This is a genomic window from Vibrio sp. V04_P4A5T148 (assembly GCF_963875605.1).
Taxonomy (GTDB): domain Bacteria; phylum Pseudomonadota; class Gammaproteobacteria; order Enterobacterales; family Vibrionaceae; genus Vibrio; species Vibrio anguillarum.
Genome location: NZ_CAWNMS010000051.1, coordinates 14,373 through 38,142, shown reverse-complemented (window position 1 = coordinate 38,142; position 23,770 = coordinate 14,373). Strand labels below are relative to the sequence as shown.

The 23,770-nt window shown below is 44.2% G+C and carries 24 protein-coding genes and 1 pseudogene; 20 read left to right on the top strand and 5 right to left on the bottom strand.

Annotated features, from left to right (window positions below):
- The 6 genes and pseudogenes from AACT18_RS11280 to AACT18_RS11255 all read left to right on the top strand — a co-directional run.
- Positions 1-113 (top strand): annotated as a pseudogene (locus AACT18_RS11280) (FAD:protein FMN transferase ApbE); the annotation flags it as partial.
- Positions 114-121: 8 nt separating this feature from the next.
- On the top strand, positions 122-355 hold the full coding sequence (gene nqrM, locus AACT18_RS11275; RefSeq protein ID WP_013856179.1) for a (Na+)-NQR maturation NqrM: 234 nt from the start codon (positions 122-124) through the stop codon (positions 353-355).
- Between the two features lie 116 nt (positions 356-471).
- Positions 472-1,536: a DNA polymerase IV gene (gene dinB / locus AACT18_RS11270; RefSeq protein WP_094125967.1), complete on the top strand. Its 1,065-nt coding sequence runs from the start codon at positions 472-474 to the stop codon at positions 1,534-1,536.
- A 142-nt stretch (positions 1,537-1,678) separates the two neighbouring features.
- Positions 1,679-2,422, top strand: coding sequence for a YggN family protein (locus tag AACT18_RS11265; RefSeq protein ID WP_094125761.1), 744 nt, complete (start codon positions 1,679-1,681; stop codon positions 2,420-2,422).
- A 65-nt stretch (positions 2,423-2,487) separates the two neighbouring features.
- Positions 2,488-4,044, top strand: coding sequence for a diguanylate cyclase (locus AACT18_RS11260; RefSeq protein ID WP_176428304.1), 1,557 nt, complete (start codon positions 2,488-2,490; stop codon positions 4,042-4,044).
- 126 nt (positions 4,045-4,170) lie between these two features.
- On the top strand, positions 4,171-5,526 hold the full coding sequence (locus tag AACT18_RS11255) for a sodium-dependent transporter (protein WP_094143438.1): 1,356 nt from the start codon (positions 4,171-4,173) through the stop codon (positions 5,524-5,526).
- Positions 5,527-5,632: 106 nt separating this feature from the next.
- On the opposite strand, the gene AACT18_RS11250 is transcribed toward AACT18_RS11255, so the two are convergent.
- The 4 genes from AACT18_RS11250 to AACT18_RS11235 all read right to left on the bottom strand — a co-directional run bounded on the left by AACT18_RS11250 (position 5,633) and on the right by AACT18_RS11235 (position 9,803).
- A complete protein-coding gene (locus AACT18_RS11250) occupies positions 5,633-6,730 on the bottom strand; it encodes a succinylglutamate desuccinylase/aspartoacylase family protein (protein ID WP_088729107.1) in 1,098 nt (365 codons plus the stop codon).
- The gene (gene rimK, locus AACT18_RS11245) at positions 6,690-7,595 is read right to left on the bottom strand and encodes a 30S ribosomal protein S6--L-glutamate ligase (protein WP_010320145.1); all 906 of its coding nucleotides are present in this window, start codon (positions 7,593-7,595) and stop codon (positions 6,690-6,692) included. Before rimK ends, AACT18_RS11250 begins: the two co-directional genes overlap by 41 nt.
- The gene (locus tag AACT18_RS11240; RefSeq protein WP_094124765.1) at positions 7,595-8,035 is read right to left on the bottom strand and encodes an ATP-dependent zinc protease family protein; all 441 of its coding nucleotides are present in this window, start codon (positions 8,033-8,035) and stop codon (positions 7,595-7,597) included. The genes rimK and AACT18_RS11240 overlap by 1 nt, the downstream gene beginning before the upstream one ends.
- Before the next feature lie 295 nt (positions 8,036-8,330).
- Positions 8,331-9,803: an aminoacyl-histidine dipeptidase gene (locus tag AACT18_RS11235; RefSeq protein ID WP_094124764.1), complete on the bottom strand. Its 1,473-nt coding sequence runs from the start codon at positions 9,801-9,803 to the stop codon at positions 8,331-8,333.
- 886 nt (positions 9,804-10,689) lie between these two features.
- Between AACT18_RS11235 and AACT18_RS11230 the strand changes: the two genes are divergently transcribed.
- From AACT18_RS11230 to pgpA, 14 genes are all read left to right on the top strand, one after another.
- Positions 10,690-11,985: an NCS2 family permease gene (locus AACT18_RS11230; protein ID WP_013856188.1), complete on the top strand. Its 1,296-nt coding sequence runs from the start codon at positions 10,690-10,692 to the stop codon at positions 11,983-11,985.
- Positions 11,986-12,024: 39 nt separating this feature from the next.
- The gene (tet(34), locus tag AACT18_RS11225; protein WP_010320141.1) at positions 12,025-12,489 is read left to right on the top strand and encodes an oxytetracycline resistance phosphoribosyltransferase domain-containing protein Tet(34); all 465 of its coding nucleotides are present in this window, start codon (positions 12,025-12,027) and stop codon (positions 12,487-12,489) included.
- A gap of 88 nt (positions 12,490-12,577) precedes the next feature.
- Positions 12,578-13,825 (top strand): esterase FrsA, encoded by a 1,248-nt coding sequence (gene frsA, locus AACT18_RS11220; RefSeq protein WP_017047326.1) that lies wholly within the window; start codon positions 12,578-12,580, stop codon positions 13,823-13,825.
- Between the two features lie 100 nt (positions 13,826-13,925).
- Positions 13,926-14,315 (top strand): sigma factor-binding protein Crl, encoded by a 390-nt coding sequence (gene crl / locus AACT18_RS11215; RefSeq protein ID WP_026027640.1) that lies wholly within the window; start codon positions 13,926-13,928, stop codon positions 14,313-14,315.
- A gap of 122 nt (positions 14,316-14,437) precedes the next feature.
- Positions 14,438-15,577, top strand: coding sequence for a glutamate 5-kinase (gene proB / locus AACT18_RS11210; RefSeq protein ID WP_038148735.1), 1,140 nt, complete (start codon positions 14,438-14,440; stop codon positions 15,575-15,577).
- Between the two features lie 13 nt (positions 15,578-15,590).
- Entirely contained in the window at positions 15,591-16,841 is a 1,251-nt protein-coding gene (locus tag AACT18_RS11205) for a glutamate-5-semialdehyde dehydrogenase (RefSeq protein WP_094124763.1), read from the top strand.
- A gap of 131 nt (positions 16,842-16,972) precedes the next feature.
- Positions 16,973-17,422, top strand: a complete 450-nt coding sequence (gene nrdR, locus AACT18_RS11200) for a transcriptional regulator NrdR (RefSeq protein WP_010320136.1) — start codon at positions 16,973-16,975, stop codon at positions 17,420-17,422.
- Positions 17,423-17,428: 6 nt separating this feature from the next.
- The gene (gene ribD / locus AACT18_RS11195; protein ID WP_094124762.1) at positions 17,429-18,526 is read left to right on the top strand and encodes a bifunctional diaminohydroxyphosphoribosylaminopyrimidine deaminase/5-amino-6-(5-phosphoribosylamino)uracil reductase RibD; all 1,098 of its coding nucleotides are present in this window, start codon (positions 17,429-17,431) and stop codon (positions 18,524-18,526) included.
- A 1-nt stretch (position 18,527) separates the two neighbouring features.
- Positions 18,528-19,184, top strand: coding sequence for a riboflavin synthase (locus AACT18_RS11190; RefSeq protein ID WP_010320134.1), 657 nt, complete (start codon positions 18,528-18,530; stop codon positions 19,182-19,184).
- An 88-nt stretch (positions 19,185-19,272) separates the two neighbouring features.
- A complete protein-coding gene (ribBA, locus tag AACT18_RS11185; RefSeq protein ID WP_013856195.1) occupies positions 19,273-20,382 on the top strand; it encodes a bifunctional 3,4-dihydroxy-2-butanone-4-phosphate synthase/GTP cyclohydrolase II in 1,110 nt (369 codons plus the stop codon).
- Between the two features lie 208 nt (positions 20,383-20,590).
- Complete coding sequence (gene ribH, locus AACT18_RS11180) at positions 20,591-21,061, top strand: 6,7-dimethyl-8-ribityllumazine synthase (protein WP_026027639.1); 471 nt, start codon at positions 20,591-20,593, stop codon at positions 21,059-21,061.
- A complete protein-coding gene (nusB, locus tag AACT18_RS11175) occupies positions 21,061-21,528 on the top strand; it encodes a transcription antitermination factor NusB (protein ID WP_013856197.1) in 468 nt (155 codons plus the stop codon). The genes ribH and nusB overlap by 1 nt, the downstream gene beginning before the upstream one ends.
- Before the next feature lie 123 nt (positions 21,529-21,651).
- Positions 21,652-22,626 (top strand): thiamine-phosphate kinase, encoded by a 975-nt coding sequence (gene thiL / locus AACT18_RS11170; RefSeq protein ID WP_094123770.1) that lies wholly within the window; start codon positions 21,652-21,654, stop codon positions 22,624-22,626.
- Positions 22,623-23,126: a phosphatidylglycerophosphatase A gene (pgpA, locus tag AACT18_RS11165; protein WP_013856199.1), complete on the top strand. Its 504-nt coding sequence runs from the start codon at positions 22,623-22,625 to the stop codon at positions 23,124-23,126. The genes thiL and pgpA overlap by 4 nt, the downstream gene beginning before the upstream one ends.
- A 144-nt stretch (positions 23,127-23,270) precedes the next feature.
- On the opposite strand, the gene AACT18_RS11160 is transcribed toward pgpA, so the two are convergent.
- The gene (locus AACT18_RS11160) at positions 23,271-23,654 is read right to left on the bottom strand and encodes a DUF3461 family protein (RefSeq protein WP_026027637.1); all 384 of its coding nucleotides are present in this window, start codon (positions 23,652-23,654) and stop codon (positions 23,271-23,273) included.
- Positions 23,655-23,770: the final 116 nt, after the last annotated feature.

Here is a 23,770-nt window from a genome sequence, read left to right as displayed (position 1 = left end):
GTATTGAGGTTGCAGAGCAATACAATATTCCTGTGTTCATGATTGTGAAAACAGAACAAGGTTTTGAAGAGATTGCCTCCAGCGCATTTAAGCCATTTCTAAATAAAAAGTGAGTTAAGTTATGAATACTTTTTTCATTACATTCAGTGTATTTCTGTGTGTCATTGCCGCGATGGCGGTTGGCTATGTCTTTCAAAAGAAAGTAGTCAAAGGCAGCTGTGGTGGATTAGGTGCTGTTGGCATTGAAAAAGTGTGCAATTGCCCAGAGCCTTGTGATGCACGTAAAAAACGCGAAGCTAAGGCCGCAGCAAGAGCTGAAAAGTTAGCGCATTGGGAAAAAGATCGTATCGCCTGAGCTACGATTGAAGAGCCTGTTTTGTGCAGGCTCTTTAATTTTTAAAAGCAATTCATTTCAATCCATAGAAACCAAGAATATACTGTTCATGTACACAGTCCTTTGATGGTTTTGAATTGGAAAATAAAATCAAAAAAATTATCCATATTGATATGGATTGTTTCTACGCTGCGGTAGAAATGCGTGATAACCCCGAATATAGGCATCGCCCTCTAGCCGTTGGTGGTCATGAAAAGCAGCGTGGTGTGTTAAGTACTTGCAATTATGAAGCGAGGAAATTTGGCGTTCGTTCCGCCATGCCGACCGCTCAAGCTTTAAAATTATGCCCCAATCTGCTGGTCGTTCCGGGGCGAATGTCGGTATACAAAGCTATCTCCATTCAAATCCGACAGATATTCGAACGTTATACTTCCATTATTGAGCCGTTATCATTAGATGAAGCATTTCTTGATGTGAGTGATTCACCGCTATGTCAAGGAAGCGCAACATTGATAGCTCAAGCTATTCGCTATGATATTCATAACGAACTTCAACTGACAGCCTCTGCAGGTGTAGCACCTGTAAAATTTTTGGCTAAAGTGGCCTCTGATATGAATAAGCCTAACGGCCAATTTGTAATACCACCCGATAAAGTACAGCAGGTGGTCGATTCATTGCCGCTAGAGAAAATACCCGGTGTCGGTAAGGTTAGTCTGGAAAAGTTGCACCAAGCGGGTTTTTATAAGTGTGAAGATATTAAGCTAACAGACTATCGAGACCTACTTCGTAACTTTGGCAGATTAGGCGCTTCACTATGGAAGAAAAGTCATGGAATTGATAATCGCGAAGTCGTGACCGAGAGGGAGCGCAAATCATTAGGTGTCGAAAGAACATTTAGTCAAAATATCTCAAGTTATGAAGAGTGCTGGCAGGTGATTGAACATCATCTCTACCCAGAGATAAAAGCGAGGTTAGACAGAGCGAGTGTTGATGGTTCGATTGTTAAACAAGGGATCAAAGTCAAGTTTGCCGATTTTCAACTTACGACGATTGAGCATCTTCATCCACAGTTAGAGCTCAATGATTTTCGAACCCTTTTGGAGAATATTTTGTTACGGCAAAATGGGCGAGAAATTCGCTTACTTGGTTTACAGGTGATGTTAAAGCCAGAAATGCTCAATAAGCAGCTCAGTTTTTTTTAAATTAGTGAAACAAACTAACATTTATGTCATTAAATTGACGGTTTTTAGGTTGAAATCATTTATATTGCTAGCGAGAAGCACTAACTCATCAAATATCCACACCTGATATGGTTAGTCATAAAACGATCGATGAGAGAAAACAATGAAAAAAGTAGTGTTAGTCACTTTAATGTTGCTGAGCTCCCCTTTGTGGGCAGCGCAGTGCCGAGTTGATGTGAACCATGAAGTTCACCTTGATGGTGATAAGGTTGAAATTCTTAAAACGAGCACCGACACTGTTTTGATAGATAAACAGAATAATCTCTATATCCGTGGTGAAAAGATGGAACTCGACAGTGAGCAGAAAACGGCCCTTGAGCAGTATAGAGAAAGCATGAATGCTTCATTGCCTAAAGTAAAACAGATGGCGAGTGATGGCTTAGCGTTGGCGAATGATATTTTGGATGATGTTGCGAAAAGTATTGAATCTCCCAACGCCTTCGATAGCGCCAAGCAATCCATGGCTGCTTTTTTTACTAATATTGAATCTCGTTATTATAAAGATGGCGAGCTGGTTCTCCCTGCGCAGACTTTTGAATCAATGACGCAAACTTGGGCCGATGATTTTGAAAAAGCGAAAGCTTTATTTAACAAAGAGTTTATATCCGGTGCCTTCGATGCTCTTTCACTGAAAATGAGAGAAGAGGGTGGATTAAATATCACAAAATTGACCGATACCATGGCGGACTTAAAAGTTAAGTTAGCCGAGCGAATTCAAGAAAACGCCACCACAATTCAAAAAGAGAGTCGTGATTTTTGTGAGTCTCTTGATGATATGGTTGAGCAGGAGCAACAACTGCACCAAAAAATACCAGTATTAAAAGATTATCAAGTCTTTACCATCTAAACTTAAAGAGCACATTCAGTGCTCTTTATTTGTCTCTATGATGTTATGTTAATTTGCTGGTATGGATGTCGTTTAATAATTTTAGTTTGAGATGGTTAACAGCATTAGTTTCAATAGCCTTCGTTGTGCTGTTTGTTCTGTGCTACCTATTATTTAAGTTTACATGGTCTTATGATCGCGCCGTTGAAGATGCTCTTTCTTTGCAACGTGATGAGATAAACCGAGTCCAAACTATTCTTAACATGCAAAAGACAGATATGGGAGTATCGTTAGTTGATTATGCTGCATGGAATGAAATGGCCAATTTTATTGCCAAACCTAACGATGAGTTTATTCGCGATAGTATTGGTAATCATGTATTTGAATCTAAAGTGCTCGATGGTATTTTTATTTTTAATCCGGATGTGCAATTAGTTTGGGGCCAGCGCTACGACTATGATACTGGCCATGAAGCCAGTTATGATGCGATTCGATATAATTTTGGTGATATTTTAGCGGACGCGATGAAAGCACCGAAAGATTTTATCAAACAGAATCTCAGTTTTATCGTGATAGACGACAAACCTTTTATCGTTGCAACCTCTCGGGTTTGTAATAGTGACGCAAAGGAGTGCGACAAAGGTTATTTACTTTTTTTAAAAAGGATCAGTGAGCAGTTTATCAACGAACTTGTGACTGCTACTGGGGTGAATGTGGAAGTGATGTTGATCAAGAAGCGTAATGATCAACCGATTGTAGCGCCACACAATGACAATATCTCCTACCTTGAAATGCTTGATTATCGTAATCGCCTCACTGTATTAATTAAAATAAATCATACCGTTAAAGTACCACCGTTTATTCAATGGCAGGAGCTTTCAGGGCTTGCTGCTTTCTCTATCCTGATGTTTTTCTTGAACTTGCTTGTAGCGAATAAAGTGGTCAAGCCAATCAATGATGCCAATCAAGTTCTGGAGCAATTTAAAGCATCGGGTGGAAAGATGCCTAGTGAGCGATCCTTCATATCAAAGGAAATGAAAGAGTTTTCTCGTACGATGAACCAAATAGTATGGGAGCTGGAAACCAGTCGACGCGAACTAAAATGGCAATCAGAGCACGATCCACTCACACGTATTGCGAACCGCCGTCGTTTAGAAAAGGTCTTTAAAAGCTATATTGTTGATTATCAATTTAGACATATCGTATTGTTTTTAATTGATATTGACTATTTTAAATTGTTCAATGATCACTACGGCCACTTAGAGGGTGATGAAGCATTGAAATCTGTTGCGACCAGCTTAAAAAAATTGGATTTTGGCGGTGAAAAACTGGTAGCTCGCTTTGGTGGAGAAGAGTTTTGTGTAGTTTTGGCGAGCGACATCGAAATTGATGGTCAAGCTTACGCTAAACGACTGATCGAATCGATTGAATCGCTGCGCATTACCCACCAATTTTCCCCGACTAAGAAGACGCTTTCAATCAGCGTTGGAGGGGTTGAAATTGATACCCCACAGTTGAATCACTATCTAGATTTCTTTCATGTGGCTGATAGAGCACTTTATGCAGTCAAAGCACAAGGAAGAGGTCGTTATCTCGTGCAAAAGTTCACCTCTAATCTCCCGTCAATATTGCCTGTTCAATAATCTTTACGCAGTAAATTCTGTTTATTTTTGCAATGCTTGTTTAATTCATAAGCAGTGTAATTGCTCTATTTAATTGCCTGTATTACTGTACTAGCTAACTAGTCTATTGATATTTATGTGAGTGGTATGACACAGTCTGATTCTCGTGAACATTTTGGTTCACGTCTTGGTTTTATTCTTGCGGCGGCGGGTGCGGCAGTTGGCCTAGGTAATATCTGGGGCTTTCCAACCCAAGCGGCAAGCAACGGCGGCGGCGCATTCTTATTGGTTTATTTGGTGATGATCATGGTCGTTGCCTTCCCTATGTTAGTGGTTGAAATGGCGATAGGCCGTTTTGGGCAAGCAAACCCTGTTGATAGCATGCGCTCATTAACGCCTCATCCACTAGGTAAAATGGTCGGTGGCTTTGTTGGTTGGATTGGCTTGAGTGTTCCGAGTGCGGTACTGGCGTTTTACAGCATCGTCGGTGGCTGGCTAATCTGCTTTTTACTCGGTGCGATGACAGAGTTATTGGGTTTTGTGGAAATCACAGCTTGGTTGAAAGGGTTTAGTGTTGAGCGTAACTTATTCGGAACCTTAGTGTTTTATATTTTGACGATTCTAATCGTGCAAGGTGGTGTTAAAGACGGGATTGAAAAATGGTCAACGCGTTTAATGCCTGCATTGTTTGTACTGTTTGGTGTGCTGTTTGTTTACATCATGATGCAAACTGGAGCTATGGAAGGTTTACAACACTATTTAGTCCCTGATTTTTCAAAGGTGTTTGACAGACATCTCTTACTGGCGGCAATGGGACAAGGTTTCTTCTCATTAACCATTGGTGGCTGCTCGATGCTGATTTACGGATCTTATCTGAGTAAGCAAGAAAACCTGCCGAAGATGGCACTAAATGTGACTTTAGTTGATACCGCCGTGGCTTTCATTGCTGGCCTTGTTGTGTTGCCTGCGATGTTTGTTGCGATGCATAAAGGGGTGGAAATCTATGCCGCTGATGGTTCTTTACTCAATTCAGATACGCTCGTTTTTACTGTGTTGCCATTGATGTTTGATAGTCTTGGTTGGATGGGGCAGGTGTTTGCTATCGTATTTTTCACTTTACTGACGATCGCCGCGTTAACCTCTTCTATCTCTATGCTGGAATGCCCTGTAGCCTTAGTCAGCGAGCGTTTTAATACGAAACGCGCACCAACAAGCTGGATATTAGGCGCGTTAATTGCGCTAGTCAGTGTCGTTATTGTTTATAATTTTGGTGCGCTATTTGGCTTAGTGGCAACGGTTGCGACGCAATATTTGCAGCCGACAGCAGCGCTGATGTTCTGCCTATTTGGCGGTTGGGTATGGCGTCGTCACGCGAAGGTCAAAGAGTTAGAACAAGGTTTCCCTGAGTTCCAATTGGGTTGGTTTGGTAAAATCTGGCCTTGGTATGTGAAATTTGTCTGCCCTGTATTAGTGGCTACGGTGATTTGGGCCTCGTTCGGTTAGTGAGTTACTTTCTTCATCCCACTCACGCTTAAACAGCATAAAGCCCTTTGAATAAGGGCTTTATTATTGAACTTATGTTTCTCTATTGTTTAGACTTATCGACAATCTAGACCATCGACGGCGGCATCAAGTGTCCCGTGGTCAGAGGTTCTAAATCGCTGTCTGCGACCTCTTCAATAAAATCGCCCACGACTTGCTCAACCATCTCATCGCTTTGCGAGAAGTAGGCGAGATGGAATACGGCATCTCCTTCATTAACAAGAGGCAGAGTTTGTTGGCCAATCACAATACCCCCCTTATTGGCTCTTAATTCGACTTCGACATGACCAAGCGGTGAGTTGATATAGGCAAGCACTTGTCCTTTTTCGACCTTGTCACCAAGCGTCACCACAGTGCGCAAGATGCCATCGCTTTCGGCTCTGAGCCAACTGGTTGATTTTGCGATGATCGATGTCGGTACGGCCTTGCGACTTTTGCGCATCATACCAATGGCTTGCATGGTGCGTTTCACACCGACAATACCCGCATTGATGGCAATAGGTTCAAATTTCAGCGCTTCACCTGCTTCATAAGTTAATACTGTGATGCCTGATTTCTCTGCTTCACTTCTGAGCGAGCCATTACGCAGTGGAGAGTCGATGATCACTGGGGTTGCAAATGCTTGGGCAATACGCAAGGTTTCAGGATTAGTGAGATCGGCGCGGATTTGTGGCAAATTCGTGCGATGAATAGCACCAGTATGCAGGTCAATGATGTAATCACAACGTAAAGCGACTTGGGAAAAGAAAGTATGTGCAATGCGAGAGGCGAGGGAGCCTGTTTCACTTCCAGGGAAGCAGCGATTGAGATCGCGTCGATCAGGAAGGTAGCGAGATTTATGAATAAAGCCAAAGGCATTGACGATGGGGACAACAATCAGTGTCCCTTTTAGTTTTTGCGGGTCGATGGAGTTGATCAGTTGACGGACTATTTCAACGCCGTTCAGTTCATCACCATGGATGGCGGCATTGATCATCAAGGTTGGGCCAGTGGATATTCCATTAATGATTTCGATAGGGATAGAGAGTGGCGAGTGTGTATAAAGCTTGGCCGCTTCTAGCTCCATTGCCTTGCGCGTTCCTGGGGGAACTGAATCCCCCAGAAAATGAAATGCTGTGTTTTTCCTAACCTTTGCCACGTGTTTTTGTCCCTTTCGTTGCCGCATTTTTTTCAATAAATTCGACAATCAACCCGGCGATATCTTTACCAGTAGCAGCTTCAATACCTTCAAGACCTGGCGATGAATTGACTTCCATCACTAGTGGGCCACGTTCCGATCGCAAAAGATCCACACCCGCAACATTGAGACCCATAATCTTCGCCGCATCGATAGCCGTCTTACGTTCTAGAGGGGTAATTTTTACCAAAGAGGCCGTTCCGCCGCGGTGTAGATTAGAGCGAAACTCACCATCGGCACCTTGCCGTTTCATGGCTGCGATAACTTTGTCGCCAATAACGAAACAGCGAATATCGGCGCCACCAGCCTCTTTGATGTACTCTTGCACCATGATATTGGCTTTCAAGCCCATGAACGCTTCGATCACACTTTCTGCTGCTTTGCGTGTTTCCGCTAACACTACACCGATGCCTTGAGTTCCTTCAAGTAATTTAATTACTACCGGTGCTCCTCCGACCATGTCGAGTAAGTCTTTGACATCATCGGGTTTGCTGGCGAAACCAGTAATTGGCATACCAATGCCGCGACGAGACAATAGCTGCATTGAGCGAAGTTTATCTCTGGAACGGCTAATAGCCACAGATTCATTGACGGGATAAACCCCCATCATTTCAAATTGGCGTAATACTGCAGTACCGTAAAACGTAACGGATGCACCAATACGAGGAATGACTGCATCAAAACCCGCTAACTCTTCACCTTTAAAGTGAATTTCGGGTTTTTCAGAATTGATATTCATATAGCAACGCAGCCCATCAATCACTTTGACTTGGTGGCCACGGCTTTTACACGCTTCAATTAGACGCTTGGTTGAATACAACGAAGCATTACGTGACAGAATACCAATTTTCATTATTTGCTCTCCTCGAAAGCGATTAAAAACGATTTAGTAGGATCAACTAAAATTCGATGGTGCATTGCGGTGCGACCTAATAGCATGCGAAAACCCATATTTTCGCGATTGGTTAACGTTATTTCAATGGGCCAAGTTTGGTCGCCCAAACTAACGTCTGACTGAATAACGTAACGGGATTCTTCATGGCCGCCAGAATCACGGACGATTCGTTCATCGAGGACCTTAGCTTCACAAACCGTGACTTTTTCATTATTACGTTGCAAAGGATGGATCCAAAAGCGAACCCAAAGAGCCTCTTCTTTGGTGAAGCTCTCTACCTTAAATGCGTGTAAGCACGACGTGCGGGCTCCGGTATCGACTTTGGCATTAATTTGCTCAATACCTAACCCTGGAAGGCTGAGAGTTTCTCGCCATCCGACAATCATTTTTTCTTTCATCGCAGTTTCAATATTTTTGGAGAATGTAAGACGCCGCTAAGGAGTAGCCGCATCCCCGATACAACTTTTAAATGGTGTTATCGCTTGAAGAGAGTGTGGTGAATAACTCTAGGAACTTCAAGGGGGCGAACTCTAGCAGTCACAAAAAATGTGCGCTAATGAAATTAATTTGCCTTATCGATAAAATTAATTGATAGAAAAAGAGGTAAGGATTGATGCCGAATTCCGCTGCCAAAGCAAGATATTCATCAACTTGCTATTACACGCTGGTTGAAGAATTCGACATCAGAGTGGGTTAAACTTTCGCTGGAATATGCTCTAGTAGGGCAACCATTTGCTCCCAGAAAAGGTCGACTGTGTCGATCTTCACTTTCTCATCCGGTGAGTGAGGGAATTTAATGGTTGGGCCAAACGAAACCATATCCATTTCTGGGTACGGTTTTTTGAAAAGACCACATTCTAGACCAGCATGGATCACCATGATATTCGGTTTATGACCGTAAATACCTTGGTACATGTCTCTGAAAATAGCCATGATCTCTGAATCGGCATCTGGTTTCCAGCCCGGATAAGCACCAGTAAAGGCAATTTCCGCATTCGCTAGCTCAGCAACGGATTTGAGCATGCTTTCAACCTGTTGGCGACCTGAATCAATCAGAGAACGAATAAGGCATAACACAGTCACAGAGTTTTCTTGTGTAGTAATCACACCGACATTCAATGAGGTTTCAACCACGCCTTCAATTTCATCGCTCATCCGGATCACACCGTTTGGACACGCGTTTAATGCGGCAATAAAACGTTGTTGATCAACAAGAGCGAAGACATTTTCTGCATTTTCTTGCGGGTTGTTGAAAGTGACAATTCCTGTTTCGACGCGTCCAAGCTCTTCTTTCACTAGCTGGGTATAGGTGCTAAATAGCTCATCCAGTTTTACCCCATTTTCGGCAGGAATGGCCACGGTGACAAACGCTTCTCGAGGAATGGCGTTACGTAGGCTACCACCGCGAAACTCGATCAAACGTAAATCAAGTTCTTGTGCGTGACTAGCAAGAAAGCGAGCCAGTAGTTTGTTAGCATTCCCACGGCCAGTATGGATGTCACACCCAGAGTGACCTCCTTTTAACCCTTTCAAAATCAATTGATGTGTTACGTAACCAGCAGGCATGGCTTGTCGTTGGATATTAAAAGTCATTGCGCCATCAATACCACCAGCACAGCCCATATACACTTCGCCCTCTTGTTCTGAATCAGTATTGAGCAGGATCTCTCCTTCTAACCAACCCGCTTCAAGGCCGAAAGCACCTGTCATACCCGCTTCTTCATCAATCGTCAGTAACACCTCAATAGGACCGTGCTTGAGCTCTTTTGACGCGAGAACAGCCAAACATGCTGCCATACCCATACCGTTATCGGCACCTAAAGTGGTTCCTTTGGCTGTTACCCATTCGCCATCGATATACGGTTGGATAGGATCCTTAGCAAAGTCGTGCTGCGTGTCTTCGTTTTTTTGCGGCACCATATCAATATGAGCTTGTAGAACCACACCTTTCTTATGTTCCATGCCAGCTGTCGCTGGTTTTTTTATGAAAACGTTGCCGGTTGGATCTCGGCGTACCGCTAAACCCTGCTCTGTCGCCCACTGGATGATGTGTTGGGCTAAGGCTTCTTCATGCTTAGACGGGTGAGGAATGGAACAGATTTTATCGAAAAATTGCCATACGGGTGCCGATGACAATTTACTGATTTCAGAATAGAACTCAGACACGGAATACTCCTTTTATTCGAGCTTGCCAGATCATGAACAGGCGAAATGTTTCTTTGGTAGCGATATCGACTAGATCTGAGCATGACTTGTAGTGGTGGACAGCATACCACTCTCGACAATCAGCGAGTAGCCTCACCGCTTGAGAATTGTTTTATTGGTGTCACATTAAATCGACTGTAGCGTATAGAAGAGATGACACAATCGGCGATGAGATTCTTCCCCTTACCGCCTAATAATCATTTTTTGCTGATATCTGTGTAATTTAATTACTTAAATCTGTTGATGTAGATCATTAAAATAAAATTATGTGATTTTTATCACGCTAAATATTGTAATTTAATTTCTTGGTGGTATATTTGTAACCAACTTCGAAAGCGAAGAAAAAATGCTCAAAGGATGAGTCCGTTTATCGCCTCCATGGAACCGAGAAATCAAATTTATGTTCAATTGATTTTATAAGGTGATAGTTATGAAAGGTTTACCATCTGCAATGTTCTGGACAAACAAGTCTGTTTACACTGGCAACTTTGCTTACCCAACAAGCTTTGGTTATTAAGACTTTAAGCATGTTATTTGAACTGTATGTTCACCCCCTAGATATTGGAATTTTTTTGTAGTCAGTTTGGCTAAAATGATTCGCCGCCACCTCAGATGAGGTGGCGTTTTTTTATCTCAATGTTCAGCACTTCCTTTACGGCTCAATGGCAATACGATATGGAAATCCGCTTTTTCTTTTTGAAGAAATGAAGCGCGACTAGGTTCATAAGCCATTAATAAAAGCATATTACAGCCTTAATTCTATCTGGAATTTGTGATCTGATCTCTCTATAATCCACAGCCAATCGATTACGCAACCGTTTACTTTTTACCCTTATAGGACTCGATCATGCTCGAAAGGCTATTTAAACTTAGTGAATATGGCACAAACGTGCGCACTGAGGTTATCGCAGGAATAACGACATTTCTCACGATGGCATACATTATCTTTGTTAACCCTGCGATCTTAGCGGATGCCGGCATGGACCGTGGTGCAGTATTTGTTGCTACGTGTCTTGCGGCGGCTATTGGCTGTTTCATCATGGGCTTTGTTGCCAACTACCCAATCGCACAGGCTCCGGGTATGGGGTTAAACGCATTTTTTACTTACGCCGTTGTGCTCGGCATGGGATATACATGGCAAGTTGCGCTGGCGGCGGTATTCGTTTCTGGTGTGCTGTTCATTTTTCTTAGTATCTTTAAAATCCGTGAGTGGATCATCGGTTCGATTCCGATGTCATTACGAACGGGGATCTCGGCCGGTATTGGACTTTTTCTTGCCTTTATTGCCCTGAAAAATGCAGGCATTGTGGTTGATAACCCTGCAACTTTGGTTTCTGTCGGCGCAATTACTTCTCTTCCTGCTGTACTCGGTGCGATAGGTTTCTTCCTGACGATTGCTTTGGTTCATCGTGGTTTAAAGGGTGCCGTAATGATCGCGATTCTTGCGGTTACTGGCCTTGGTTTAGTGTTTGGTGACGTTCAGTGGCATGGCATTATGTCGGCACCACCAAGTATTGCGCCAACTTTTTTGCAGCTTGATTTCTCCGCCGTTTTTGAAGTGGGTATGATTTCAGTGGTATTTGCGTTTCTGTTTGTCGATCTATTTGACACGGCTGGCACCTTAGTTGGTGTGGCGCAAAAGGCAGATTTGATTGGTAAAGATGGTAAAATCCCACGTCTAAATAAAGCATTGCTTGCCGATTCTACCGCTACGTCAGTCGGTGCCCTGCTGGGTACATCAAACACCACCTCTTACATTGAAAGTGTGGCGGGTGTTGCTGCTGGCGGGCGCACAGGGCTGACTGCAGTCGTTGTTGGCATTTTGTTCTTACTTGCATTATTCTTCTCGCCATTAGCTGGAATGATCCCTGCGTACGCTACGTCTGGTGCATTATTTTACGTGGCAATTTTGATGCTTTCTGGTTTGGTCAGTATTGATTGGCGCGATTTAACAGAAGCGGCTCCTGTCGTCGTTACCTGTTTATTAATGCCGCTGACATTCTCTATCGCAGAAGGTATTTCTCTTGGTTTCATTGCTTATGCGGCTATCAAACTATTTAGTGGCAAAGGGCGCAGTGTATCGATGAGTGTGTGGGTGATGTCAGCCATCTTCATCTTTAAGTATATCGCCTCTGCAATGTAATGAACGACACAGATTATTTAAATAATTAGGTTTACAACAATGAGCAATAAATTCGTTATCACTTGGGACAACATGCAGACTTACTGTCGTCAATTGGCAGAAAAACAGATGCCTGCAGAGCAATGGAAAGGTATTTGGGCGGTGAGCCGTGGTGGTCTGGTTCCTGGTGCCATATTGGCGCGTGAATTAGGTATTCGCCATGTCGATACGATTTGCATTTCAAGTTACGATCATGATCACCAGCGTGACATGACAGTGATCAAAGCACCTGAAGGTGACGGCGAAGGTTTCTTAATTGTTGAAGATTTGGTCGATAGTGGTGATACCGCACGTAAGCTACGTGAAATGTATCCTAAAGCGAAATTGATTGCGGTGTGTGCGAAGCCTTCTGGCGTAAGCTTGTTAGATGATTATGTTGTGGATATTGCTCAAGATACGTGGATTGAGCAGCCATGGGATATGACGATTCAATACGCAGAACCGATTAACCGTAAACAAAAGTAATGCTTTTCTTGCGTTTATTTGAAAATGGCCCTTTATCGGGCCATTTTTTTTATTACTATTAGAGCACCGCTCTCAATTGAATCGACTTATGTCTGAATCTAACAGCCAAAACCTTTCTGAAACCTTGTTCCAGAAATACAAGCAAGCCCAAGAAACCTCGGCATTGACCCGTTATATGCCAAGCAGCCAAGAAATTTTGGACCTAAAAAAACAGCAAGAAGGGTATGTTTGGTATCGAAATCTCAGGCGTTTACAGTGGATATGGCAAGGTGTTGATCCAGTAGAGCAAGAAGAAGTTCTCGCCCGCATTGCCTCTTCGAAACATTCGCGAACCGAAGCGGATTGGTTAGATACGGTTATGGGCTATCACAGTGGTAACTGGGCATACGAGTGGACTAAGCTGGGTATGCGTCACCAAAAGCGCGCTAATGACAAGCAAGACGAAGAGGCGGCCAATGAACTTTTTTCCGCGTCGCTCTGCTTTAGCATTGCTGGTTATCCGCATCTAAAAAATGATAATTTATCCTTGCAGGCACAGATACTGTCAAACAGCGCTTATAACGAAGCGGCCAAATTGACTCGTTATGTGATTAAGCAGATTGAAGTACCCTATAAGAACAAAAAAATAGTCGCTAATTTGCATTTGCCCAATACCGATAGGCCTCATCCGGTCGTTTTGGTTAGCGCCGGTCTAGACAGTTTGCAGACGGATATGTGGCGTTTGTTTAGAGATTATCTCGCGCCTAGAGATATTGCGATGTTAACCATTGATATGCCCTCTATAGGTCATAGCTCCCATTGGCCTTTAACTGAAGATTCTTCATGTCTGCATCAAGCCGTACTCAATGAGCTGGAAAGCTTGCCTTGGGTTGATCATCGAAAAGTGGGGCTTGTTGGATTTCGATTTGGTGGTAACTCCATGATCAGGCTCTCTTTTCTAGAGCAAGATAAAATCAAGGCTTGTGTTTCATTAGGCGCACCTATCCACGATATTTTAGCTTCGCCAGAAAAATTGAAAAAAATGCCCAAAATGTATATTGATGTGCTGGCGTCTCGTTTAGGTAAAGACGTGGTGGATATTAATAGCCTTGCTGGGTTGATGCGAGCGTGGTCACTGAAAGTGCAAGGTTTTTTAACCAGTAGGCGAACTAAAGTTCCGATTTTGGCTTTAGGATTAGAAGGTGATCCCATTTCACCCTATTCAGATAATCAATTAGTTGCAATTTTTAGTGAATATGGCAAAGCGAAACAGATAAAAAGCAAAACAATTACACAAGGATATGAGCAATCCCTCGATTTAGCGATAAAGTGGTTAGAAGATGAGCTATTTAGGTGACTTTTCTACTAAATTAGTTAAGCATGATATTGGTATGCGGTAACAAGCATATGATTAATAAAAATAATGATCGTTCTTAACATTGAAATGGAGAGTCAATATGTCAGAAATGACCCACACCCCGACTCATTATCGCTTATTGTCTGCTTTAAAAGCTATTGGGCCTTATTTACGAGAAGGCCAATGTCGTGAGGATCACTACTTATTTGATTGCCTTGCGTCTTGCGTTAATGACAAAAAATCCCCAGAGAAACGAGAGTTTTGGGGCTGGTGGCTGGAACTTACTAAGAAAGAATCAGGGTTTGAGGCTAAGTATCATACAGGACGTTACAACTTAGCTGGCGCGTGGGATGCTGACGCAATTCCTAAATCCGTATTTTCTGAAGTCAAACGCACCCAAGAAGAGTTTCATGCCAAACTGGTAGCGAGTCTCTATGAGCGCTTTGAATTGAGTGTTGAGATTGCACAAGATTCCGCTGAATTCGTCTGATTTTCGTTATCCCCTTACCCTCGTGATGAAAAAGGTGCTTTTTAGCACCTTTTCTACTTGTGAATTATTGCTTTGATTGCTAAAACATCAGCTCTTATGTGTTTTCCATTTCAGAAGAAATCATGACAACGAATCAACAAAGCGGAAAAGCGGTGCAACTTCAAACAATCGTTGTGAAGCTAGGAACCAGTGTATTAACCGGTGGTACTTTGGCGTTAGATAGAGCTCATATGGTTGAGCTTGTCCGTCAATGTGCTGAACTGAAAAAGCAAGGCCACTCAGTGGTGATTGTATCGTCGGGCGCAATTGCCGCTGGTCGAGAACACTTAGGTTACCCCGCACTCCCCAACGCAATGGCTAGCAAACAGTTGCTTGCTGCGGTTGGGCAGAGTCAACTGATTCAAGCATGGGAATCTCTTTTTGCCATCTATGGGATTAAAATTGGTCAAATGCTACTGACTCGTGCCGATCTGGAAGACCGTGAGCGTTTTTTGAATGCACGAGACACCATTAATGCTCTGGTCGAACACGATATTATTCCCGTCGTCAACGAAAATGATGCCGTGGCAACCAGTGAAATCAAAGTGGGCGACAACGACAATTTGTCAGCCCTGGTCGGTATTTTATGCGGTGCCGATAAACTATTGCTGCTCACTGACCAAAAAGGGCTCTTCACCGCAGACCCGCGTAAAGATCCTAACGCTGAACTAATTAAAGAAGTCAAAACCATTGATGATACCTTGCGTAAAATCGCTGGGGGTAGTGGTACTACGCTTGGCACCGGAGGTATGGCAACTAAGCTTCAGGCCGCTGATATTGCTCGTCGTGCAGGGATTGAAGTCATTATCGCCGCAGGGCGTGCCAGCAACGTTATTTTTGATTCTTTAAGTGATGCGCCGCAAGGCACCCGTTTCTTGCCATGTACCGAAGCGTTAGAAAACCGCAAACGCTGGATTTTAGCGGGTCCTGCCGCTTCTGGTGACATTGTCATTGATGGCGGAGCCGTCAACGCTGTAGTCGCGAATGGCAGTAGCTTATTAGCGAAAGGGGTAGTGAATGTCAGTGGTACTTTTGCACGTGGTGAAGTGGCGCGAGTAACCGATAAACAAGGCGTATTAATTGCCCGTGGCATCGCCGCTTATTCCAGTCAAGATTTAGCCAAAATCGCGGGCAAACACAGCAAAGATATCGGAGGCATTTTAGGTTACGATTATGGCTCAGAAGTCATTCATCGCGATGATCTTGTTGTGATCCAAGAATAGTAAGGAAAAGAAAGTGGATTTAACCATAATGGGTAAAGCCGCCAAACAGGCCGCTTTCCAGCTCGCTACCGTTTCAACGACACAAAAAAACAATGCATTAGCGATCATTGCCGATGAACTGGAGGCGCAGAGCGTCGCGATTTTAAAAGCGAATGCTCAAGATATCGAACTGGCCCGCCAAGCCGGGTTGAACGATGCCATGCTTGATCGCCTATTGCTCAATGAATCACGCCTGCAAGCCATTGCTAATGACGTGCGTAATGTGATTAATCTCAATGACCCTGTCGGTAGTGAAATCGATAGCCGAGTGCTTGAAAACGGATTGTCATTGTCTCGCCGCCGAGTACCGTTAGGTGTGGTGGGCGTTATTTATGAAGCGCGTCCGAATGTAACCATTGATATTGCAGCATTGTGTTTAAAAACGGGTAACGCCAGTATTTTACGGGGAGGGAAAGAGACCTTTTTCTCCAATATGGCACTAGTCAACGTTATTCAATCGGCGCTAGAAAAAGCGCAACTTCCAGCGGCTGCGGTGCAGTATATTGAGAAACCGGATCGCGAACTGGTTTCACAGCTGCTCAAGCTTGATGAATATGTTGATATGATCATTCCGCGCGGCGGCGCTAGCCTACATAAAATGTGCAAAGAAAACAGCACGATTCCGGTGATTATTGGTGGTTTTGGCATTAGCCATATTTTTGTTGACCAATCGGCGGATCTGGACAAATCAGTCGAGGTAATTGAAAACGCCAAAATTCAGCGCCCTTCTGCGTGCAACGCACTGGATACTTTGCTGGTTCATCAAGCGATTGCCAGTGAATTTTTGGCAAAACTGGTGCTACGACTTAATGATCAAGTGATCTTCGTTGTCGAGCCAAAAGCCCAAGCCTGCATGAGCCATGCAAAACAGTTGAGAGAGGCCGTTGAGGGCGATTTTGACACCGAATGGCTAAGTTACACTTTGGGCGTCAAAGTGGTCGATGACGTGCAGCAAGCGATTGAACATATGCGTGAACACAATGCAAGCCATTCGGATGCGATCATGACAAATGACCTATTTAATGCAGAGCTGTTTATTAATTCAGCGGGCTCTGCTGCAGTGTATGTCAATGCTTCGACGCGTTTTACCGATGGAGCTCAATTTGGTTTAGGCGCTGAAGTGGCCGTTTCGACCCAAAAATTGCACGCTCGCGGGCCGATGGGCTTAGAAGAGTTGACCAGTTACAAGTGGGTTGGCAAAGCCAATTACTTATCACGCCGTTAAGTTCTTTTCGTTATGGATAACGCAAAGTGTGGTTGTTAACAAAATAGAGATTGAAAAGGGGCTGATGCCCCTTTTGCGTTCAACTTGCGTACTAATTCCGGTACACTGATGCTCATTGCTATGGAGGTGATATGCATTGTCCTTTTTGTTCAGAGAACGATACCAAAGTGATTGATTCTCGTCTTGTCGCAGATGGCCATCAAGTGCGCCGTCGCCGTCAATGTTTGGCATGTAATGAACGTTTTACCACGTTTGAATCGGCCGAGCTCTTGATGCCAAGAGTCATCAAATCAAATGGAAATCGTGAACCGTTTAACGAAGATAAAATGGTCGGTGGTATACAGCGAGCATTAGAAAAACGCCCCGTCAGCGCCGATGCGATTGAGCTTGCAATCAGTATGATTAAATCTCAGTTGCGAGCTACTGGTGAGCGAGAAGTCCCAAGTAAAATGATTGGTAACTTGGTGATGGAGCAGCTCAAAGTACTCGATAAAGTCGCTTACATCCGCTTTGCCTCCGTGTATCGCAGTTTTGAAGATATTCGTGAGTTTGGTGAAGAAATCGCGAAGCTGGAAGATTAATCGCTTATGTTTACTCCTTTTGATTATCAAATGATGTCGCGAGCCATTGAGCTTGCCAAAGGTGGCGTTTTTACCACTCAACCTAACCCCAATGTCGGCTGCGTGATCACTCAAGGAGAGCAGATTGTTGGTGAAGGTTTTCATGCGCGTGCTGGTGAGCCGCATGCCGAAGTGCACGCCTTACGCATGGCAAAAGAGCAAGCGCAAGGCGCTACCGCTTATGTCACTTTAGAGCCTTGCTCGCATCATGGCCGTACACCGCCTTGCGCTGAAGGCTTGATTAACGCCAAAGTGGCGAAAGTGATTTGCGCAATGCAAGATCCGAATCCTCAAGTCGCTGGGCGTGGTATTCAAATGCTGCATGACGCTGGGATTGAAGTCGAAGTCGGTTTGTTAGAAGCGGATGCCATCGCGCTCAATCCGGGTTTTATTAAACGCATGACAAGTGGGATGCCCTTTGTCCAATTGAAAATGGCCGCAAGTCTTGATGGACAAACGGCACTCAATAATGGTCAGAGTCAATGGATCACTTCAGCGGCCGCGCGGCGAGATGTGCAAAAATTTCGCGCCAAAGCGGGTGGGATTTTATCGACCAGCAAAACAGTGATTGAAGATGATGCTTCATTGACTGTGCGTTGGGATGAACTGCCTCCATCAGTGCAAGTGAACTACCCACAACATCAGTTACGCCAACCAGTGCGAGTCATTCTTGATAGGCAAAACCAACTCCATGATGGTCTAAAGCTGTATCAACATTCCGGTGAAGTATTGGTGCTTGGCACTGAACATACGTCATTGCTCAATAGCAACCAGACACAATTTGAGTTAGCGGATACCTTAGCTTATTTAGCTGAGCAGTCACAAATGAATCATCTCTGGGTAGAAGCTGGTGCCACACTGGCTCGTTCACTGATCCAAGCCCAATTGGTCGATGAGATCATTTTGTACTTAGCGCCTAAAATCATGGGTAGTGATGGTCGGGGGCTATTTGGTGCTTTGGGGCTATCTTCCATGGCGGATACGCTAGAGTTAATCATCAAAGATGTACGACAAGTTGGGCCGGATATTCGGATCATTGCCGTACCTAAAATAAAAGATAAATAGCATGTTTACAGGAATTATCGAGGCGGTAGGTACACTTGCCGCGATTACGCCCAAAGGTGAAGACATCAGCGTGACCGTGAAAGTCGGTCATCTTGATATGAGCGATGTCAAACTTGGTGACAGTATTGCCACAAATGGTGTCTGTTTGACCGTGGTAGATTATAACAGCACTCAATATACAGCGGATCTCTCACTAGAAACGCTCAACAAAACCGGGTTTGCTCACTATCAAGTTGGTGACAAGGTCAACCTAGAAAAAGCCATGTTGCCGACCACTCGTTTTGGTGGACACATTGTTTCTGGGCACGTTGACGGTGTTGGTGAAATCATTGAACGAAATCCTGTTGGTCGTTCGATAGAGTTTTGGGTAGCGATCCCACCGGCATTGAATAAATACGTGGCTGAAAAAGGCTCAATTACAGTAGATGGTATCAGCCTCACTGTGAATGATTTAAGAAAGAATGCCTTTAAGCTGACCATAGTGCCTCACACTTCTGCCGAAACGACCATTGATGCATTTCATGTTGGGCGTAAAGTGAATTTGGAAGTGGATGTGCTCGCGCGTTATATGGAGCGTTTGCTGCAAAACCAGCAAGATGAAGAGACACCAGAGTCAAAAATTAGCTTAGCATTTTTACAACAAAATGGTTTTGCGTAAACCGCGCATTGTCCCATGCCACCACGGTCGTGGATAAATCTAAGTCAGGGACTGTGCGGAAAATAGTTCAGCGATAGGAAAATAGAGTATGCCAATAAGTACCCCGCAAGAGATCATTGAAGATATTCGCCTTGGGAAAATGGTCATCTTAATGGATGACGAAGATCGTGAGAACGAAGGTGACTTGATCATGGCCGCCGAGCACGTTACTCCTGAAGCGATTAATTTTATGGCTAAATTTGGTCGTGGCCTGATCTGCTTAACCATGACTAAAGCTCGTTGTCAGCGTTTAGGCTTGGCTCCTATGGTGCAGGATAATAATGCTCAATACACCACCAATTTTACCGTCTCGATTGAAGCGGCCGAAGGCGTAACTACCGGCATTTCAGCGGCCGATCGCGCCGTGACGGTACAAGCTGCGGTGGCGAAAGAGGCGAAAGCTTCAGACTTAGTGCAACCTGGGCACATTTTCCCACTGGCTGCGCAAGAGGGGGGCGTTTTAACTCGCGCTGGACACACGGAAGCCGGTTGTGATTTAGCGCGCCTCGCTGGGTTAGAGCCCGCGTCTGTGATCGTCGAAATTTTAAATGATGATGGCACCATGGCGCGTCGCCCTGATCTTGAAGTGTTTGCCGAGCAACATGGTTTAAAACTCGGTACGATTGCTGATCTGATTGAATACCGTAACAATACGGAGACGACCATTGAGCGTGTTGCACAGTGCAAGTTGCCGACAGAATACGGTGAATTTGAACTGATCACTTACCGCGACGTGATTGATAATCAGATCCACTACGCATTGCAAAAAGGCACATTGGATGGTCAAGCGCCATTGGTGCGAGTTCATCTGCACGATACCTTTACCGATTTACTGCGTAGCGATCGCAATGCTGAACGCAGTTGGACTTTAGATAAAGCGATGCAGCGTATCGGCCAAGAGGGCGGCGTATTGGTCATTTTAGGTAATGAAGAGTCGAGCGACTTATTGATCCATCGCGTTAAAATGTTTGAGCAACAAGACAAAGGCCAAGCGCCTACTTTAGCGAAAAAACAAGGTACTTCACGCCGTGTGGGGATTGGTTCACAAATTCTGGCGGATTTAGGTGTTCGTGATATGCGTTTACTCTCTTCAGCCAATAAAAAGTATCACGCTTTAGGCGGTTTCGGCTTGAATGTGACTGAGTATGTCTGCCAATAATGTCATCTCGTTTTAGCGCTTAAAACCTAAGGTCACATTTAAAAATACACCGTAATAAAACCAATAAAGGAAGCCCAACGCTTCCTTTATTATTTCGCTGATTAGCCGCTTGGTTTGCCGTCTAAGCCGAATTTCCATTAGATATTGCTCACAAAATTGTGCTAGAATCCGGCGATTCTCACTTGTGTATATAGTTAAAGGAAGGCTTATGAAAGTGATCGAGGGTGGTTTCCCCGCACCAAATGCAAAAATTGCTATCGTTATTTCTCGTTTCAACAGTTTTATTAACGAAAGCCTGCTTTCTGGTGCAATCGATACTTTAAAGCGTCACGGACAAGTTAGCGATGACAATATTACTGTTGTTCGCTGCCCTGGTGCTGTCGAATTACCTCTTACTGCTCAACGCGTAGCAAAAACGGGTAAATACGACGCTATCGTGTCTCTTGGCACTGTGATTCGTGGCGGTACGCCACACTTTGATTATGTGTGCAGTGAATGCAATAAAGGTTTGGCGCAAGTGTCTCTGGAATACAGCCTTCCAGTGGCATTTGGTGTTCTAACTGTTGATACCATCGATCAAGCCATTGAACGCGCGGGAACCAAGGCTGGTAACAAAGGTGCAGAAGCTGCACTAAGCGCGCTTGAGATGATTAACGTTCTTTCAGAAATCGATTCCTAATGGGGGCCAGTGTGAAACCAGCCGCACGTCGTAATGCACGTCAATTTGCGCTACAAGCAATTTATTCTTGGCAAATTACAAAAGAAAATGTTGCCACTATCGAAGAGCAATTCCTCTCGGGTGGTAAGTATGATGAAGAAGAGCATCATGCTGCTGAGCCAGCGTTAGCGGCTCCAGAAACCGACGTTGCATATTTCCGTGATCTACTCACGGGTGTAGTGCTAAGCCACACAGAGCTAGATAGCAAATTGCGTCCTTTCGTGTCTCGTCCAATGCAAGACTTAGACATGATGGAATTGGCGTTACTTCGTTTAGCCATGTACGAAATGACTCGTCGCGATGATGTGCCATATAAAGTGGTCATCAATGAGGCGATTGAGTTAGCAAAAGTATTTGCTGCTGAAGATAGCCATAAATTTGTGAATGGCGTGCTTGATAAAGCCGCCCCACATGTACGCAAAAAATAATAAGTCGTTTTAAAATAAAAGGTCAGCATTCGCTGACCTTTTTTATGACGGATCTTTCTCCGCGAAAGCCCTAAGCGATGAGAAATGATGTACATAATAAAAACTCAGGGCAGGGAATTTTTTATGTTCGGTGAATTCAATTTAATCGATACCTATTTCTCTAACCGTCAGTCACAACGTAAAGATGTCTCTCTTGCTCTAGGAGATGATTGTGCATTGGTCAAAGCACCAGAAAATGTTCGGATCGCCATCAGTACCGACACCTTAGTCGCCGGCACTCATTTTTTAACCGATGCGAATCCGGCTTGGGTGGCTCATAAAGCATTGTCATCTAACATCAGTGATTTGGCTGCGATGGGGGCAACGCCTGCTTGGGTATCGCTCGCACTCACTCTACCCAGTGTCGATGAAGCATGGCTAAAACCCTTTTGTGATGCTTTTTTCGAACTTGCGAATTACTACAATATTCAGCTAATTGGTGGAGATACAACCAAAGGACCACTGAGCATTACCTTGACAGTACAAGGTTTTGTGCCACAAGAATTGGCGCTGCTGCGCAGTGGAGCCAAAGTGGGAGATTGGGTTTACGTCACTGGTGAACTCGGTGATAGCCAAGCAGGGCTCGATGTGGTTCTTGACCCAAGCTTACGCCATAAACCTTTTGCCCAAGAGCTTGAAAAGCGTCACTATCTCTCAACGCCAAGAATTCTTGCTGGCCAAGCATTGCTTCATTTGGCTTCTTCTGCAATTGATATTTCCGATGGTTTGGTGTCTGATCTCAAGCATATTTTGCATCGTTCAAATGTTGGGGTGAGTTTAGATGTCGGTGCGTTGCCTATCTCGCAAGAGCTGTTGCAGTTTGTGGGCGAGAGACAAATAGCACAGCAATATGCACTAACCAGCGGTGAAGAGTATGAGTTGTGTTTCACTGTTCCAGAGCATAACCGAGGTTCCATCGAAAGTGCGCTTGCTCATTGCGGTTGCAAGGTGAGTTGCATTGGCCAAATTCGCCCGCAGGGTATTTTTGAGCTCCAGCATCAAGGAAAAAAACTCAATTGGCAGTTAAGCGGCTATGATCATTTTAAGGTGAACGGATGACAAACCCTATCGCATTAATCTCATTAAAGAACCCTTGGCATCTTTTGGCCACGGGTTTTGGCAGTGGCCTATCGCCTATCGTGCCCGGCACAATGGGAACGCTTGCCTCAGTGCCTTTTTATTTGCTGTTAGTACAGCTACCTCTCACTGTGTATTGCGCCGTGGTTGTGCTGGCTTGCTTGGTGGGCGTGAAAATTTGCCAAGTGACTTCTGACGACATGAAAGTGCATGATCACGGTTCGATTGTGTGGGATGAATTTGCCGGTTTTTGGATAACAATGCTAGTCGTGCCACTGTTTGAATTGCCCAGTTTAGATTGGAAATGGCTGGTGGCTGGATTCGTGCTGTTTCGCTTTTTCGATATGCTCAAACCGTGGCCGATCAGTTGGTTAGATAAACGAGTGCATGGTGGTTTGGGGATTATGCTCGATGATATCGTGGCAGGTGTTGTATCCGCGATTGCGCTGTATTGGGTCGGCTTTTGGGCGGGTTGGTTATAACATGGTCAGCGTTCAATATTGATTGACGGCTTAGACTTAGTAATAAAAAAGGTTCCTTTGGGAACCTTTTTTGTCAGTGAAGAGTTATCTGAAACAGGGTTATTCGATGCTCTGGGTATCTAAAGTTACTTTACTGTCTTGAGACTATTTTAGCTTCTCTAAGTCAGCTTCAATTTCAGCGATTTTGCTCGTGACCACTTTTTCCAAATGGCGCAAGTCAGTCAATATTTTTTGCTTCAGATCGAGATCACTCATAGGAACCGGCTTAGTGATTTTATTTAGTTCATCAATCACCAAGGTTAAATTACGGTTGATCTCCGTCACCTCTTTGTATTGATGGCTGCCGCTATCGACCAATACATTTTTTACTTGTCGAGGGTATTTAAATTTCACGCTTTTAGCGAACAGCTCGCCTTTCTGCTTATGAAAGTAAATCTTCAACACATCTTTATGGGCTTCTTGACGAAGTGAATAGCGCTCAATCTGTTTAGGATCTTGAATGCCTAAACCGGTGAGGTAGGGATACATAGGCAACCTCTATTGTATTTTGTGACACATCAATGAACCATTTCAATGTAGCAGTCCATGCTCGCCCGAGATAGTTCATCGTGATATCAATGGTTCAAGTTGTGGACCAGATCGCT